General features: G+C 68.5%; 17 protein-coding genes and 1 pseudogene. 4 read left to right on the top strand and 14 right to left on the bottom strand.

Going from position 1 to position 14941, the window contains the following annotated elements:
• Window positions 1–355: 355 nt before the first annotated feature.
• The 3 genes from UA75_RS12250 to UA75_RS12240 all read right to left on the bottom strand — a co-directional run bounded on the left by UA75_RS12250 (window position 356) and on the right by UA75_RS12240 (window position 2092).
• Window positions 356–1021, bottom strand: a complete 666-nt coding sequence (locus UA75_RS12250; protein WP_075743719.1) for a prepilin peptidase — start codon at window positions 1019–1021, stop codon at window positions 356–358.
• Between the two features lie 379 nt (window positions 1022–1400).
• Window positions 1401–1859 carry a PTS glucose transporter subunit IIA gene (locus tag UA75_RS12245; protein WP_075740352.1) on the bottom strand — a complete coding sequence of 153 codons (459 nt, stop codon included), beginning with the start codon at window positions 1857–1859 and terminating at the stop codon, window positions 1401–1403.
• A complete protein-coding gene (locus tag UA75_RS12240; protein WP_075743718.1) occupies window positions 1856–2092 on the bottom strand; it encodes a glucose PTS transporter subunit EIIB in 237 nt (78 codons plus the stop codon). The genes UA75_RS12245 and UA75_RS12240 overlap by 4 nt, the downstream gene beginning before the upstream one ends.
• A gap of 225 nt (window positions 2093–2317) precedes the next feature.
• Here UA75_RS12240 and UA75_RS12235 point away from each other — a divergent pair, with 225 nt between their 5' ends.
• From UA75_RS12235 to UA75_RS12225, 3 genes are read left to right on the top strand one after another with little or no spacing between them, the layout of a single operon-like run.
• Window positions 2318–3121 carry a GntR family transcriptional regulator gene (locus tag UA75_RS12235; protein WP_075743717.1) on the top strand — a complete coding sequence of 268 codons (804 nt, stop codon included), beginning with the start codon at window positions 2318–2320 and terminating at the stop codon, window positions 3119–3121.
• Window positions 3111–4448, top strand: coding sequence for a PTS transporter subunit EIIC (locus UA75_RS12230; RefSeq protein ID WP_075740351.1), 1338 nt, complete (start codon window positions 3111–3113; stop codon window positions 4446–4448). The genes UA75_RS12235 and UA75_RS12230 overlap by 11 nt, the downstream gene beginning before the upstream one ends.
• A gap of 8 nt (window positions 4449–4456) precedes the next feature.
• Window positions 4457–4726, top strand: a complete 270-nt coding sequence (locus UA75_RS12225) for an HPr family phosphocarrier protein (protein ID WP_075743716.1) — start codon at window positions 4457–4459, stop codon at window positions 4724–4726.
• Between the two features lie 108 nt (window positions 4727–4834).
• Here UA75_RS12225 and UA75_RS12220 read toward each other — a convergent pair whose 3' ends face one another.
• From UA75_RS12220 to UA75_RS12200, 5 genes are read right to left on the bottom strand one after another with little or no spacing between them, the layout of a single operon-like run.
• Complete coding sequence (locus UA75_RS12220) at window positions 4835–5290, bottom strand: Imm1 family immunity protein (protein ID WP_075740350.1); 456 nt, start codon at window positions 5288–5290, stop codon at window positions 4835–4837.
• Window positions 5287–6090, bottom strand: coding sequence for a DddA-like double-stranded DNA deaminase toxin (locus UA75_RS12215; RefSeq protein ID WP_075740349.1), 804 nt, complete (start codon window positions 6088–6090; stop codon window positions 5287–5289). Before UA75_RS12215 ends, UA75_RS12220 begins: the two co-directional genes overlap by 4 nt.
• Before the next feature lie 13 nt (window positions 6091–6103).
• Entirely contained in the window at window positions 6104–6355 is a 252-nt protein-coding gene (locus tag UA75_RS12210) for a hypothetical protein (protein WP_075740348.1), read from the bottom strand.
• Between the two features lie 18 nt (window positions 6356–6373).
• Window positions 6374–6694 (bottom strand): DUF397 domain-containing protein, encoded by a 321-nt coding sequence (locus UA75_RS12205; protein ID WP_075743715.1) that lies wholly within the window; start codon window positions 6692–6694, stop codon window positions 6374–6376.
• A gap of 13 nt (window positions 6695–6707) precedes the next feature.
• Window positions 6708–7553, bottom strand: coding sequence for a helix-turn-helix domain-containing protein (locus UA75_RS12200; RefSeq protein ID WP_075740347.1), 846 nt, complete (start codon window positions 7551–7553; stop codon window positions 6708–6710).
• Between the two features lie 173 nt (window positions 7554–7726).
• Here UA75_RS12200 and UA75_RS12195 point away from each other — a divergent pair, with 173 nt between their 5' ends.
• Complete coding sequence (locus UA75_RS12195; RefSeq protein WP_075740346.1) at window positions 7727–8089, top strand: hypothetical protein; 363 nt, start codon at window positions 7727–7729, stop codon at window positions 8087–8089.
• 213 nt (window positions 8090–8302) lie between these two features.
• On the opposite strand, the gene UA75_RS12190 is transcribed toward UA75_RS12195, so the two are convergent.
• The 6 genes and pseudogenes from UA75_RS12190 to UA75_RS12165 all read right to left on the bottom strand — a co-directional run bounded on the left by UA75_RS12190 (window position 8303) and on the right by UA75_RS12165 (window position 14864).
• Entirely contained in the window at window positions 8303–9166 is an 864-nt protein-coding gene (locus UA75_RS12190) for a shikimate dehydrogenase (protein WP_075740345.1), read from the bottom strand.
• 78 nt (window positions 9167–9244) lie between these two features.
• Window positions 9245–10474 (bottom strand): endolytic transglycosylase MltG, encoded by a 1230-nt coding sequence (gene mltG, locus UA75_RS12185; protein ID WP_075740344.1) that lies wholly within the window; start codon window positions 10472–10474, stop codon window positions 9245–9247.
• Complete coding sequence (gene ruvX / locus UA75_RS12180) at window positions 10471–11007, bottom strand: Holliday junction resolvase RuvX (RefSeq protein ID WP_075740343.1); 537 nt, start codon at window positions 11005–11007, stop codon at window positions 10471–10473. Before ruvX ends, mltG begins: the two co-directional genes overlap by 4 nt.
• A complete protein-coding gene (alaS, locus tag UA75_RS12175; RefSeq protein ID WP_075740342.1) occupies window positions 11004–13682 on the bottom strand; it encodes an alanine--tRNA ligase in 2679 nt (892 codons plus the stop codon). Before alaS ends, ruvX begins: the two co-directional genes overlap by 4 nt.
• A gap of 549 nt (window positions 13683–14231) precedes the next feature.
• A pseudogene (locus UA75_RS34470) lies at window positions 14232–14442 on the bottom strand (hypothetical protein); the annotation flags it as partial.
• Window positions 14439–14864 (bottom strand): DUF948 domain-containing protein, encoded by a 426-nt coding sequence (locus UA75_RS12165; protein ID WP_075740340.1) that lies wholly within the window; start codon window positions 14862–14864, stop codon window positions 14439–14441. The pseudogene UA75_RS34470 and the gene UA75_RS12165, both read right to left, overlap by 4 nt.
• Between the last annotated feature and the right edge of the window lie 77 nt (window positions 14865–14941).

The following is a 14941-nucleotide window of genomic DNA, read 5'->3' as shown; positions in this document are numbered from 1 at the left end:
CGCCGGGTGGACAGCTCCACTCCTGCACCCGGAGGCCACGGCCTGTCTGGCCACAGCCCGACCCGTGCCACCGCATCACACGGACTCGCCCGGCTCACCTCCTTTCCAGATCAGTGACTCGTCACGAAGAACATTCACCGTCGACATGCACACACGGCGCGAGAGAAGAACGGATGCCTGCCGATACGCCGCGACTGGACTCGTCCTGCGGCAGGCGTCCTGAGGCGGACGCGTCGACTGCGACACGTCGCCTTCGACCGCGCCGAGGCCGACATCCCGCTCTGGCCGTCAAGGCCGCAGGCCGCCGTCTCCACGGGCACCCGGCCGTGTGCCGTCGGCAGACGGAACACGCCGTTCAGGGCCGGAAGGTGACGAGAAGCCACACGGGAATCACCATCCCCGGGCCGTGGGGCACAGCGGAGGCGACTCCCGACCGCAGCGCGAGGATCAGCCCCGTCACTCCGGTGATCAGCGGTGCGACCAGCACCGCCAAGAGCCAACTCGACCACGAGACCGCCGCAGCGACCATGCCGACCGTCAATGCCAGCTTGACGTCGCCCGCACCCAACGACCGAGGACTCATCAGATGTACGAGTGCGTGACCGGCAGCCAGCGTGAGCCCGCCGAGGAGTCCTCGGATCAGCACCGCGCCGTCACCCGCCGACCAGGCGGCGAGAACGAGCAGCGACAACAGCACCGGCGGCGCCCGCAGGGTGAGCAGGTCCGGCAGTCGTCTGTGCCCGAGGTCGGCTCCGACAGCCAGCACCGTCAGCAGTCCCGTCGCCCAGGACACCGCAAGCCACCACCCCGACAGCGCCCCCGTCGAGACACGGATGGCCGCGATCGTCCACAACAAGCCGACCAGCACGGCACACCAGGACACCGACACGGGAGCGGGCACCCGGATTCGATGCAACGCACGGGCACCTGCCGCACCCAGCAGCCCGCCGAGAACCGCACCTGCGACGCTCAGGGCGCCAGCATTGCTCACACTCAGGACAGACCAGGATTCACTGTTCATACCGACCAGGTTCCCGATCTTGACTGCGCAGCGCATCACTCGGCCAGGTGGCGGCACGGACAGAACGGGTGATCACTTTCCGAAGGCGCGGCAGACCCTGCTGCCTGCGGTCTCCGGCGCCCCACCGGCGCCGCCTGCCCACTCCGACAACTGACGACCGACCCGTCGCCACACGACGCAGTCGCCGCCCCGCCGGGAATTCGTGCAGGCTCACCAGGCCGACGCGACACCGACCGGGTCCGGCGTCAAAGCACGTCAGAGCACGTCACGCAGTCTTGATCATCGTGACTCGATCGCATCGGAGCAGGCCCCGACCATGACAAGCCTGCGCGTCCACGACGTCCACGACGTCCACGACGTCCACGACGTCCGGCTCCGCTCACTGCCCGTCCCAGGTGAAGAGCTCCTCACCCACCGACACCGGCCCGACATCACGCACTCCGCGCAGCGCCGCAGGCACCGAGTCCAGCGCGATCACCGGGCACACCGCTGAGAACTCGGCGGCGCGCACGGCCGTCGGGCTCCAGTCGACGAGACGTTGCCCGGCCCGTACCGTCTCGCCCTTGACCACGTGCAGGGTGAAGCCCTCGCCCTTGAGCCGCACGGTGTCGATGCCCAGGTGCACCAGTACCGACACGCCCGCAGGCGAGGTGACGACGAAGGCATGGGGATGCAGGGCGGCGATGACGCCGTCGACGGGTGCCACCGCCGAGGTCGCATCGTCGGCAGGCTCCACGGCGATGCCGGGACCGACGATCGCCTGAGCGAACACCGGGTCGCCCACCTCGGCCAAGGGCACCACCCGGCCCGCGACTGGGGCGAGCACGGAGATGCTCATCGAAGATCCTCGATGTCGCTGGCGATGTTGTCGGCATCCGGCCCGACCACGATCTGCACGGCATCGCCCGATCTCAGGACTCCGTGCACGCCGATCCGGCGCAGGGCCTGCTCGTCGACGAGTTGCGGATCGGTCAGTTCACAACGGAGCCGGGTGATGCACGGCTCGATCTCGATGATGTTGTCCGCCCCGCCGATGGCGGCCAGAATCGCGGCGGCCTTGTCCTGACTCACGTGGTCCTCCTTGCTCGTGCATCGAGGGAAGACCGCCTGCGACAACGGCCGGTCCACCCCCTGCCGAGACTCGCTCGTGACCTTGAGAATGGTTGACACCCGAGGTCGCGGCGAGCATTCTCCACGACGACAGTGGTCTGGACCGGACAGTACCAATCGCCGCTGTCGGCAGGCGAGCAGTTCTCAGCGATCAGCAGCCGGACCGTGACGGGGCGGGAGGGTTCGATGCGGGAGCACGACGAGAATGCTGAACCACCTGACCTGCATCGACGACTCGTCGCGGGCCCGACGCCCAAGCACGTCCAGCTCGGCGCGATCCTGCGGGACCTGGTAGAGCACGAACTGCCGCCGGACTCCGCCGTGCCCTCCGAACGCGAACTCGCCCAGCGCTTCGGCGTCTCCCGGCTGACCGTGCGCGAGGCGATCGGACGACTGGTCGCGGCGGGGCTGCTCACCAGAGTCCGAGGCCGAGGCACCTTCACGGCCCGGCCGAGGTTGGAGACTCCGCCGCTGACGTCGTTCACCCAGGAGCTCCAACGGCACGGCATGGCGGCTTCCAGCACGCTGCTCACCTGTAGCGAGGAGGTGCCCGCGACGAACACCTCGGCAACGCTCGGTCTCGCGCCGGGTGAGCCCGCCTATCGGGTGTGCAGGCTCCGGCTGGCCGACGGCGTGCCGCTGGCGCTGGAACACGGCTGGTTCAGTCCTCGCCTCGTGCCGGGCCTGCTCGATCACGACCTGACGGGCTCGCTGTACAGCCTGCTCGCCCAGACGTACGGGGTGCTGCTGAATCGCGGGCGGCAAACCGTGTGGGCGGCCGAGGCAGACGCCTCGACCGCGCGACTACTCAAGGTGCGGACGTCGAGCCCGCTCCTCGTCTTCCGCCGCGTCTCGGCGGTGGGAGAGCATCCGGTCGAGGACACCACGTCCTGGTACCGGGGCGACAAGTACCAGTTGACGATGTCAGCGGACCAGCCGGGCACGCCCCGAGGTCCGCACTCCGCGCAAGGAGGAGCACATGAGCGCTGACGCCACCACGGCGGCACGCGGTCGCAACAGCAGAGGATTCGCGCTGGCCCAACGGTTCGGCCGCAGTCTCATGCTGCCGATCGCCGTCCTGCCCGCCGCAGCGTTGCTGTCCCGCCTCGGTTACATCGACGGGTCCGGCGCCGGGCAGGGCGAACTGATCGCCGCCATCCCCGGTGACTTCTTCGATCGGGCCGCGCAGGTCGTCGGGCAGGGCGGCGACGCGCTGTTCCAGTATCTGCCGCTGCTGTTCGCGGTCGGCGTGGCGATCGGCATGGCTCGCAAGGCAGACGGCTCCACCGCCCTGTCCGCGGTGGTCGGCTATCTGGTCCTGCACAACGTCCTGTGGGCGATGCTCGGTGAAGAGCTGACCGAGGGACGGAACTTCAACAACGGCCCCTACGGAGTGCTCGGGGGCATCGTCGCCGGTTTGATAGCGGCCTATCTCTGGCAGCGATATCACCGGATCAAGCTGCCGACCTATCTCGGGTTCTTCGGCGGACGACGCTTCGTGCCGATGATCACGGCGCTCGTCATGATCGTGGTCGGCATCGTGATGGGCCTGATCTTCACCGGATTCAACGCGGGCCTGACCTGGGTCGGCGATGCCGTGGCCAGCTCCACCGTGATCGGCGCGGGAATCTACGGCACGCTGAACCGCTTCCTGCTGCCCTTCGGTCTGCACCACATCCTGAACTCGGTCGTCTGGTTCCTCTTCGGCGACTACGACGGCGTCACCGGCGACCTGAACCGCTTCTTCGCGGGCGACCCCGCTGCGGGCACCTTCATGTCCGGCTTCTTCCCCATCTTCATGTTCGCCCTGCCCGCCGCGGCGCTGGCGATCTATCACACCGCGCGCCCCGAGAAGAAGAAGCTGGTCGGCGGCCTGGTGTTCGCGGGAGCGCTCGCGTCCTTCCTCACCGGCGTCACCGAGCCGCTGGAGTACGCGTTCATCTTCGTGGCCTGGCCGCTGCTGGTGGTCCACGCCCTGCTCACCGGCCTTTCGCTGGCCGTGACCAACGCCCTGGGCGTTCACCACGGCTTCGGCTTCTCGGCAGGCGCCATCGACTACGTACTCAACTGGGGGCTGGCGACCTTGCCCTGGTTGATCATCCCCATCGGACTGGTCTTCGCGGCTGTCTACTACTTCGTCTTCCGCTGGGTGATCACCAAGTGGAACCTGGCGACGCCGGGGCGTGAGGACGACGAGGACGATCAGGACGGCGGGGCCGCCCAGCCTGCGACGCCCGAGGCGGTGGCCACGACAGCGACCACCTCGGCGGCGCCGTCCACCCCGACCGAGAAGCCGCTGGCAGAGACGAAGGAGTGATCACGAGGATGGCGGAACGACGAGTGACGGTGGCGAGCGTGGTGGGCCTGCACGCCAGGCCCGCGGCACAGCTGGCCAAGGCCGCCGCCGCACAGCCGCTGACGGTGAGCATCCGGAAGGGCGACGGCCCTACGGTGACGGCGGCCAGCGTGCTCGGACTGATGACACTCGGGGCCATGCACGGCGACGAGGTGGTGCTCTCCGCCGACGGCGAGGGCGCCGAGGCGGTCTTGGAGGAACTCGCCGCGTTAGTGGCGGCGGACTCGGGACACGAGTGAACGTCGGGGCCGCCGGCCTTGTGGTCGGCGGCCCGGCCTCCCTCGAAGTGCTACTTCATCGACCCTGCTCTGCAGTCACCGTCCGGAGATCACGACGTGGATCTGTGTTCAACTCGGGTCATCCTTATACGGCTGCCAGGCAATGCACTCAGGACGCACGCCACCATTATCCAAGAATTCGTGTAGAGCATTTCGAAGATCACCGATCGAAATCGCCGCATCTGCGGGAAACCGGGCAGCGGAGCGTGTATCATAGTACAATTCAGGCGCATTTTCGATAGGATTTGGATTTACACTGAACCACTGCCCCACCTCGCCCGATGCAGTCTGGCCAATGAAATAAACCGCAGTCACATCTTGGCCCATCCACATGTCGATCGAAAATTGGTGATCGGGAAGATCGAGGGGAGGAATGCTAGGGCGCTCGACGATATTGAACACCGCGTTTTCATCAAGATCAGTCTCTAGTAGATCATCTACCATCGAATCGAGCTCAGCGTGGTCGCGCACGATGATCGAGTTACCATCGCCGTCCTCGAAAAGTGCACTGAGAGTGTACTTCATCGCCTTCTCTTTCCTTTGAACACATGCCTGCCAGCCGGATCATGTACGATCAGAACCTGCCCGGAGTAGAGTATCCACGGCACTGTCCGTCGACAGTTATACAGTTTCTGGTCGCAGACTTCCAGGTTGATGACGATCTCGACGTGATCGACACCGTCACGAGCCATCCGGTAGGCGACCTTGACCTCGATGTGTCTCGCCAGTGCGTTCGGCAAGTGACTCTGCCCTATCGGACCGTGCCCACGAAAATGCTCGTTGATGCTATCAAAGTCACCATCTTGGCCACTTTCGATCTCGTGCACATCGCCACTCGGATCGACGTACCGGCCCGTAGCCTTCTGTTTCTTACCACGCTGAGGAAGGTTCTCGCGCTGACGACGTGCCCAATCCGCAGAGTCCTGCTCGGTGAAGTCCTGCGGGCATTTCTTCGCCGCTGCGGGTCGGGATGGGATCGTGGTCTGGTCGGGCGGTTGAGACGCAGGAGCACCTCGGTCGTCGTCACCCGGGAAATCACTAGCCGGTCCGCTGCTTACCGCCGGGCCGAGGACGGCTTGGGCGTAGGACTCGGTGTGGTGGCCTGCGGATTCCAAGCGGGCCCAGGCTCGGGCCAGGTCCTCGCCCACCTCCTGAAGCAGGGCGACGGCGGCGTGGAGTTCCGGGCTGCTCGAACCTGCCGACGCCTCGATCAGGGGCGGAAGGAGCTCGCCCAGGACGAGTTCTCGGCAGGCCGCCAGCTCACCGGGAGAGACGTCCTCCAACGCGGCCCGCAGAGCGGCGACGACCTCCTCGACAGACTTCATCCCGGCCACGCGCCTAAAGCCTGATCATGTACTGCTGGAGCAGCTCGCCCGCCTGGCGGAGCTTCTGACCGGCGGCGGCGAGGTCATCGCCGACCCCGGCCAGACATTCCTGGGCGTGGTGCGCATGCGGGCTGGTGCTGCCGTGCCATTCGGCGGCTGCTGCCGCGCGTGCCTGGACGAGGCGTTGTCCGATCGCGGCGAGTACGCCGTGTGGGAGTCGATCGAACACCGCCAGGAGCTGTCCTCGGACCTGCTCGATCGACATCGCACTCCAGAAGAAGACTCAGCGGGCCGCCTGCACCGAACGGACGAAGGCGGCTAACTGGGCCGGGGTCAGCACCAGGGCCGGGCCGTCGGGGTTCTTCGAGTCGCGGATCGCCGCCCATCGCCCGCCGTCGACGACCTCGACGCACATGCCGTTGTTGGCGCTGTGGCTGGACTTCCGCCAGGTCACCGAGCCGGCGATCTCGACGCAGGCGCCGTTGTTGGCGCTGTGGTTGGACTTTCGCCAGGCTGTCCCGGCGGCGATCTCGACGCAGCCGCCGTTGTTCGTGCTGCGACTGGACTTGACCCAGGGGGCCGTACCGAGATCAGGGGTAAGCATGATGACCTCCGAGTCAACCACCGTCGGTCATCGTTTCGATGAGCTCGACGGACTCCGCTGGCGACAGCGCAACCTGCTGCGCGCTCTCCGCCGCCATGGTATAGGTCCGCACCTGGTCGAAGTCCTGAACGTACATCGCCCCATCAAGCAGCTCTGCGCAGGCAATCGAACGGGCCAGCTCGAAATCAAAAATGTAGAACGGACCGACCAGTGCAGCGTGCGGCCCGCGCTGCGGACGGGTCACCTGGACGGTGACGTTCGGCAATTCGGCAACCTTCAGTAGATGGCGGTACTGCTCCTGCCGGACCTCCGGTGTGCCGACCGCCAACCCCAGCGCGGCCTCCCCCATCACCGCATGAAATTCCAGAGGCTCCGCATCCGTCAACCGCCGAGCCCTGGCCAGTCGAAAGGAGACGAATCGTTCACTGTGATCTGCGCGGACAAAGCCCGTCGCCTCTGTGAGCGCCTGGGCATAGTCCTCAGTCTGCAAGAGCCCGGGGATCACCGTCGGCTCGTAGTGAAACTCCGCCGTCGCCAAACCCTCCAGCCCGATCATCGTCCGGAACCAGTCCGGCACGACATGTGCCCACGGCGCCCACCAGGCACGTTCGTCCGAACGGCCCGCGAGGGCGCACAGCCGGTCGATGTCCCGTTGCGAGACGCCGTAGCACTCCAGCACCTTGGCCACGTCGTCCGGATACTGCTGGAACCGGCCCGCCTCCATGTTGCTGAGCTTCGGTTTGCTGATCGCCACCTGGGCAGCGACCTTCGACAGGGAGAGCCCGGTCTGCTTCCGATAGTCCGCCAGCTCCGCTCCGATCAGCCATCGCAGGGCCGAAGGATCACTTCGTTCTGCCACGTCGCACTCCTTCCAGACGCCCTTATCGCAGGGTTGACGAGCGCACGTCGGGGTGCGCACCGCCCACTGTGGATCAGCGCGGATCAAAGATCAATCACCCCATGAGGTGATCGACGCGCAAAACGTATCGCCATATGGTGTGTCTTGAATCACGCACAACGTTGGAGGTACTGATGACCGATCCGAAGCACGTGACCGGACGCGCCGCAGCAGGCCCGGATCTCACGTCCGCCCCACCGCACCTCGGCCCCGCCGCCCACCGGACCATCACCGAGTTGGTCACCGACGAGGCACCTCGTCTCTTCGCGCTCTGGGAATGCGCAGGCGCGGACGAGGACCCCGTGGACGGTCGGGTGCGGTACTGGGGCATCCAGATCGGAGATCGTTCCGCGCTGCTCTACCCGGACGGGGTGCTCTGGGGCACCTCCGGCTCGGCGGAGTATGCGAGCCACGGCCTGTCCATGATCAGCGCCGAACGACTCGTGACGGTGGATGTGGGAGGCCCGGACAACAGTGACGGCGAGGGCCGCCCCTGACGCCGTTATCGCGGACGGACAGGGCCTGCTCGCCGCGTACGACGTAAGCGATCTCCTCGACGATGCGCCCTGTCCCGCCCGTGCCAACTTCGACGCTGAGAGGCGTCATCGGGCTCCGCCGAACCGAGCCGAGGCAGCTGGCAGCAGCACGGCCGCGTCATTCCAGCGCAGTGACAGTCCGACGCAGGCGACAGCATCAGCCCGGCGACGGCATCAGTCCAGCAACAGGGGGACCTCGCCGCCGGTGGCCTCACGCAACGCATCGCGCATCGCCACACGCGGCGCGGGCAGTCCGGTGAACTGCACGACCTGGCCGAAGGCCTGGTGCAGCAGCATGTCCAGGCCGGTGGCGAGCCTGCCCCCCGCCGCAGCGACCGCCTCGGCCAGCGGCGTCGGCCAGGGGTGGTACACGGCGTCCAGCACATGCGGCGTCGCCGCGAGAACCGCTGCCAGCGAATCCGCCGCGCCTGCGGGCACCGTCGAGACGAGGACGGCGGACTCCTTCGCCACGGCGGCCAGCTCGGGCTCCGACAGTCCTACGGTCTCCACCGAGACGCCCGCCCGCTCGGCGGCGGCCAGGGTCTCCCCCGCCCGCGCCACCGCCCGCACGGCCAGCCGGACCGAGGTGATGCCGAGATCCGCGATGGCCACCATGGCCGCCGAGGCGGTGCCGCCCGCACCGAGCACCAGTGCCGTGTCACCCACGGCGGGCCGGTAGGCGGCCGCGACACGCAGGGCGCCGGTGATGCCCTCGACGTCGGTGCAGTCGGCCCGCCAGCCGCCGCCCGCCAGCGGGACGAGGGTGTTCGCCGCGCCGACCGCCGTGGCCCGGTCGGTCGCCTCGACCGCCGTGGCCAGGGCGGCCCGTTTGCCCGGCATGGTCACCGACAGCCCGGCCCACTCCTCGCCGAGCCCGGCCACCAGCTCCGGGAGTGCCTCGGCGTCACACTCGATGCGGTCGTAACGCCAGCCTGTCAGGCCCAACTCCCGGTAGGCGGCGCCGTGCAGGACCGGTGAGAGCGAGTGCGCCACCGGAGAGCCGAGGACGGCGGTCCGGCGCCGGGGCGAATCGGTCATCGGAGCACCACGAGATCCAGATCGCTCGTATTCACCGGCCGAATCTGCGTCATCGTCGCATCACATGAGAGCATCCGTTCACCAGACGCCCCTCTCGACCGCGTCGAGCGCGTCCGCCTCATGCTCTTCATTGGTGTCGTTGAAGCAGGACGTGCCGTCCTCTTCGCACTTGACGAAGTACATCCAGGTCTCGTCCACCGGGTTCGCCGCCGCTTCCAGCGCCGGGGTGTGTGGTGAGGAGACGGGGGTCGGCGTCAACCCGGTGTTCAAGTACGTGTTGTACGGGTTGGGCGTATTCCGGACGCCGCTGTCGGTTCGGATGGAACCTGTTCCGTCGAAGTAGTTGATCGTGGAGTCCAGCCGTAGCCTCTCATCGACCCGCAACCGGTTGTAGAGCACCGTGGCGATCGACGGGAAGTCGGACTGGATGCCCTCCTTCTCGATCAGCGAGGCCACCGTGAGGAATTCATACGGGGTGAAGCCGGAGTCATCCGAGATCCCCGGCATCCCGGCGGCCTGCAGGCGGGTGGAGGAGGTGCTCAGGACGCTGTTCAACAGCTCCTCGGCGCTCCAGCTCGGGTTGATGTGGTAGAGGCCGGGCGCGATCAGGCCTTCGAGTCGCCGGTGCTGCTGCGGCGCCGCCGTCACGCCTGCGACCGCCCAGTCCGGGATGTTCAGCTCGGCGACGTCGGTGTTCTCGGCGACGTCCCACAGCTCGTCTGCCGACACGCACTGCTCCGCGCCGTCGAGCTCCGCGCAGCTCGCCTCGGCCAGGATCGTGATGATGCCCTGGGACTGCACGCTCTCGTCGGCAGCCAACGTGTCGTGCAGGAGCATCCCGCCCTGCACCTCGGCCTGGCCGAGCCTGGCGTCCTCGTCGAGGATCTGACTCAACGCCGCAGCGCCGGACATCTCGTTGCGCAGGAGGTAGAAGCCGGGCTGGATGCCCGTCGAGGCCGGATTGCCCTCGGCGGCGGTGGTGAAGGCCCTCGGGCTGGCGATGACGCCCTCATCGGTCATCGTCTGGGCGATCTGGCCGAGGCTGGCTCCGTCGGCGACCTCGATGACGACGCTGCCCTCGCCCTCGCCCTCGAAGTCGTCGTAACCGCCGATGCTCATGATCTCGCGGACGCCGTAGATCGCCCCGGCCGCCACGACCGCCAGCAGCACCGCGCCCCCGATCAGGGTGACGAGGCGCTTCCGGCGGCGGGCCGCCGGGTCTTCCTGATCCACCTTGCTCTTGCCTCGGGACTTGCGTGACCGACTGTCGCCGGTCTCCTCATCGAACAATCCGAGGTCGTCACTCACGGAGCTCCTCCTGGGTCCGCCGCTGCTGCGCGGTGCGCGGCCGACCTGGCATCGAGCCAGGCCTGCAGGATCTCGACGGCCGCCGCCTGGTCCACCACGGCGCGCTGCCGTCTGCCGCGAACACCGCGTTCGGAGAGTACTCGGGCGGCCGTGACGGTGGTAAGTCGTTCATCGGCCAGCCGGACCGGAACGGGCGCGACGCGGGCGGCCACCTTGGCCGCATAGGCCTCGGCCGTCTGGGCGGCGATGCCGTGCCGGGCAGCCAGTGTCCTGGGCAGTCCTATGACCACCTCGACCACCTCCTGCTCGGTGACGATCCCTGCGAGCTCGTCGACATCACGATCACCGCGTTCATCACGGGACAAGGTACCGAGGGGGGTGGCGAGGATCGCGGAGGGATCACTGATCGCCACTCCGACCCGCACCGACCCCACGTCCACGCCGAGCCGACGGCCGTGTCCCGGGTCGTCGACGCCGGGCCGGTCGAGGCCATCGCCCCGACCGGCCTTCTGACGTCGTTTCGGTCGGCTCACCGGCTCGCCGGGGCGGCGGCCAGCTCCCGATGGAGCGCGGCGATAGCCTCGGGCACGCCTGCGGGGTTCGTCCCGCCGCCCTGCGCCATGTCCGGCTTGCCGCCGCCGCGAGCGGCGATGGCGGGTGCGAAGGACGGCACGAGCTTGCCGGCGGCCAGTCCTCGCTCCCGAGCGGCCGTGTTGAGGGTGACCAGGAAGGCGACCTTCCCGGCGGCCTCGTCGGCGGAGAAGAGCGCGACCACGCCGGGGCGCTCGCCCAGCCTGCCGCGCACGTCCAGGGCCAGGGTGCGCAGATCACCACCGCTGACGCCCGCAGGCAGGGCGGCCGCGACCACGGCGAGGCCGTCGACGTCGGCGGCGCTGTCGGCCAGACCGCCCGCCGAGGACAGCAGCGCGGCGGCGCGGACCCGCTCCAGCTCCTTCTCCGCGAGGCGGAGCCGTTCCACCAGGCTCTCCACCCTCGCGGGCACCTCCTGGTCGGGCACCTTCAGCATGGCCGCGATGTTCTGCACCAACGCACGTTCCGTGGCCAGGTAGCGGAAGGCCTCGATCCCGACGTAGGCCTCGATGCGCCGTACTCCGGAGCCGATGGAGGACTCGCCCAACAGCGTGATGGGGCCGATCTGCGAGGAGTGTTCGACGTGCGTGCCACCGCACAGCTCACGGGACCAGGCACCGCCGATCTCCACCACGCGCACGGACTCGTCGTAGGTCTCGCCGAACAGGGCGAGCGCGCCCAGCTCCCTGGCGCCCTCCATCGAGGTGTGCAGCACGGACACCGCGAGGTCCCGCCGCACCGCCAGGTTGGAGACCTCCTCGATCTCGCTGCGGGTCTCCGGGGAGAGGCCGCCGGGCCAGGCGAAGTCCAGTCGCAGGTAGCCGGGTTTGTTGTACGAGCCGCTCTGCAGGGCGGACGGGCCGAGCACCTCACGGAGGGCGGCGTGCACCACGTGGGTGCCCGAGTGGCCCTGTCGCGCTCCGACCCGCCATTCGGGGTCGACCTTGGCGAGCACGGCCGCGCCCTCGGTCAGTTCGCCCTCCAGCACCCGCACCTGGTGCACCCAGAGCTTGCGGGACACCTTCTGCACGTCGAGCACCTCGGCCCGCACCGAGTCGCCCAGGATGGCTCCGGCGTCACTCTCCTGGCCGCCGGACTCGGCGTACAGGGGGCTGCGGTCGAGCACCACCTCGACGATGTCGCCCTCACCTGCGCTGCGGACCCGGGTGCCCTCGGCCACCAGGCCCCGGACGACCGACTCGCTCTCCAACCGCTCGTAGCCCACGAACTCGGTGGGGCCCTGATCCAGCAGCTCGCGGTAGACCGACTTGTCTCCGTGGCCGGTGCGGCGGGCGGCGGCGGCCGACTTCGCGCGGGCGCGCTGCTCGGCCATCAGCGACCGGAAGCCCTCCTCGTCGACCGACAGACCCTGCTCGGCCGCCATCTCCAGGGTGAGGTCGATGGGGAACCCGTAGGTGTCGTGGAGCTGGAAGGCCTTGTCACCGGGCACGACGACGGCTCCGCTGTCCCGCGTCGCGGTCGCGGCCAGGTCGAAGATCTTCGAGCCGCTGGTGAGCGTGGTGAGGAAGGCGTTCTCCTCGGTGCGCATCACCGATTCGATGCGCTCGTAGTCGGTGGTCAGCTCGGGGTAGGCGGGCGACATGACGTCCCGGACCACCGAGGTGAACTCGCCGAGCACCGGCTCCTTCACGCCCAGCAGGCGCGCGGAGCGCACGATGCGGCGCAGGAGCCTGCGCAGGACGTAGCCCCTGGCCTCGTTGCCGGGTGTGACGCCGTCGGCGATCAGCATGACGCCCGAGCGCGCGTGGTCGGCGATGACGCGGAATCGGACGTCGGCGGTCTCGTCGGCGCCGTAGCGCCTGCCGGACAGCTCCTCCGCCTTGGCGATCACCGGCCGGACCAGGTCGGTCTCGTAGACGTTGTCCACGCCCTGGAGCAGGTAGGCGACCCGCTCGACGCCCAGGCCGGTGTCGATGTTCTTGGCGGGCAGCTCGCCGAGGATCGGGTAGCCCTCCTTGGCAGGCCCCTCGCCCCGGATGTTCTGCATGAAGACGAGGTTCCAGATCTCCAGGAAGCGGTCCTCGTCCACGATCGGGCCGCCGTCGCGCCCGTGTTTCGGACCCCGGTCGTAGTAGATCTCCGAGCAGGGACCGCACGGGCCCGGCACGGTCATCGACCAGTAGTTGTCGGCCATCCCTCGGCGCTGGATGCGCTCCTCGGGCAGGCCCGCGATCTTGCGCCACAACAGCGCCGACTCGTCGTCGTCGTGGTAGACGGTGGCCCAGAGCCGGTCGGGGTCGAACCCGTAGCCGCCGTCGGCCTGGCTGGTGGTCAGCAGGCTCCAGGCATGCTCGATGGCGGTCTCCTTGAAGTAGTCGCCGAAGGAGAAGTTGCCCGCCATCTGGAAGAACGTGTTGTGCCGCGAGGTCTTGCCCACCTCGTCGATGTCCCCCGTGCGGACGCATTTCTGAATGCTGGTGGCCCGCGGGTAGGGCGCGGAGGCCTCGCCGAGGAAGTACGGCTTGAACGGCACCATGCCCGCGTTGACGAAGAGCAGGTTCGGGTCGTCGAGCAGCAGCGACGCGCTGGGGACCACGGTGTGGCCCGCTCGCTCGAAGTGGGACAGGAAACGCTGGCGGATGTCGTGTGTCTGCACGGTGATCCCTTACTGAATCAAGTCTCGTCCTGCTTCAGGCGACCGGCACGGGCACTCGAGAAGACGACGGCACGGGTCGGCGACAGTCCGTCTGGCGACGGCACGAACGCGCCGAGAGGGCGTTCGACTGCGCCTACCCTGCCATTCGGCCTTCCCGGTCGCGCCCGGAGGTCGGCATCTTCAGGTGGGCGAGCCTGCCGGGGAGGGCAGGCGGCGGAGCTGTCTCGGCGGGAGGTCGCGAGGTCTCACGACGACGAGCGGCCGTGGATCGTCTCGGCGGCGGGCATTCCGCGTCCTCCCCGGCGGGGCGTCGCGGAAGAACTCGGCGGCGAGGCGTCGCTCAGCCTCCCGCCCTACGCGCTCGGCCACGCACGGGGCGGGGCGCCTCGCCTGCCTGCCCCGTCCCGGAGCCGAGCTCGCCCCGTCGGTGCAGGTCGCCGGGAGTGGGACGGATGGTGCGCACCGGGCGGGTGAAACCGGGAACGCCCTGGCCGGGAACCCAGGAGCGGGCGCCGGGATCGGCGGGGGACGCCAGTCCGGACTGCACCTCGACGACGTCGGCCAGTTCGCGTTCCCGCTCGTTCATCCCGGCGCGCACCTCGGCACCGAAGGTGCCCAGGGCGCCCGCCAGCTCGCGCACGGCGTCGCCGACGTTGGCTGCGACGCCCGCAGGCGTGGCCTGCCGGGCGGCCTCAGCCATCCTGCGGCTGATGGCGATACCTGCCGCGATGCCGGCGCCGAACCAGAACAGTCGACTCATCGCCTGCCTCCCCTGACTCGACCCCGACGGCGACCGCCACGGGGAGACTCGACGTTACCGCGTCCCGAACGTCGGCCGCGCCTGCCACGCAGGGCCTTGCTCAGTCCGTAGGAGAGCGCGGCGAGTTTGACCAGCGGACCGCCGAGGGTCGCGGTGAACAACGAGCTGAGCGCCGAGACGTTGCCGCTGACGGTGCGCGCGTTGGAGGTGATGCCGTCCACCCGTTCCAACTGCGCGTTCACGTGGGTGAGGGTGGTGTTGGCCTCGGTGAACAGCGGCTCGGAGTTCTCATGCGCCTTGCGGATGGCGATGGTGGCCTCGTCCAGAGTCCGACCGAGCTTCAGCAACGGAACCGCCAACAGCAGCACCAGGAGCACGAAAGCACCCGCTGCCACGAGTGCCGCGATCTGGCCTGCCGACACGAACTCCTCCTAGCGGACTGCCGATGAATGGGAGGTCTCGCGATCCCCCGCAGAATCGGGCGGGGCCGCGTTCCTTG

The organism is Actinoalloteichus sp. GBA129-24 (assembly GCF_001941645.1).
Taxonomy (GTDB): domain Bacteria; phylum Actinomycetota; class Actinomycetes; order Mycobacteriales; family Pseudonocardiaceae; genus Actinoalloteichus_A; species Actinoalloteichus_A fjordicus.
The sequence above is the reverse complement of the archived record's forward strand: the minus strand, read 5'-3'. Positions and strand labels throughout refer to the sequence as shown.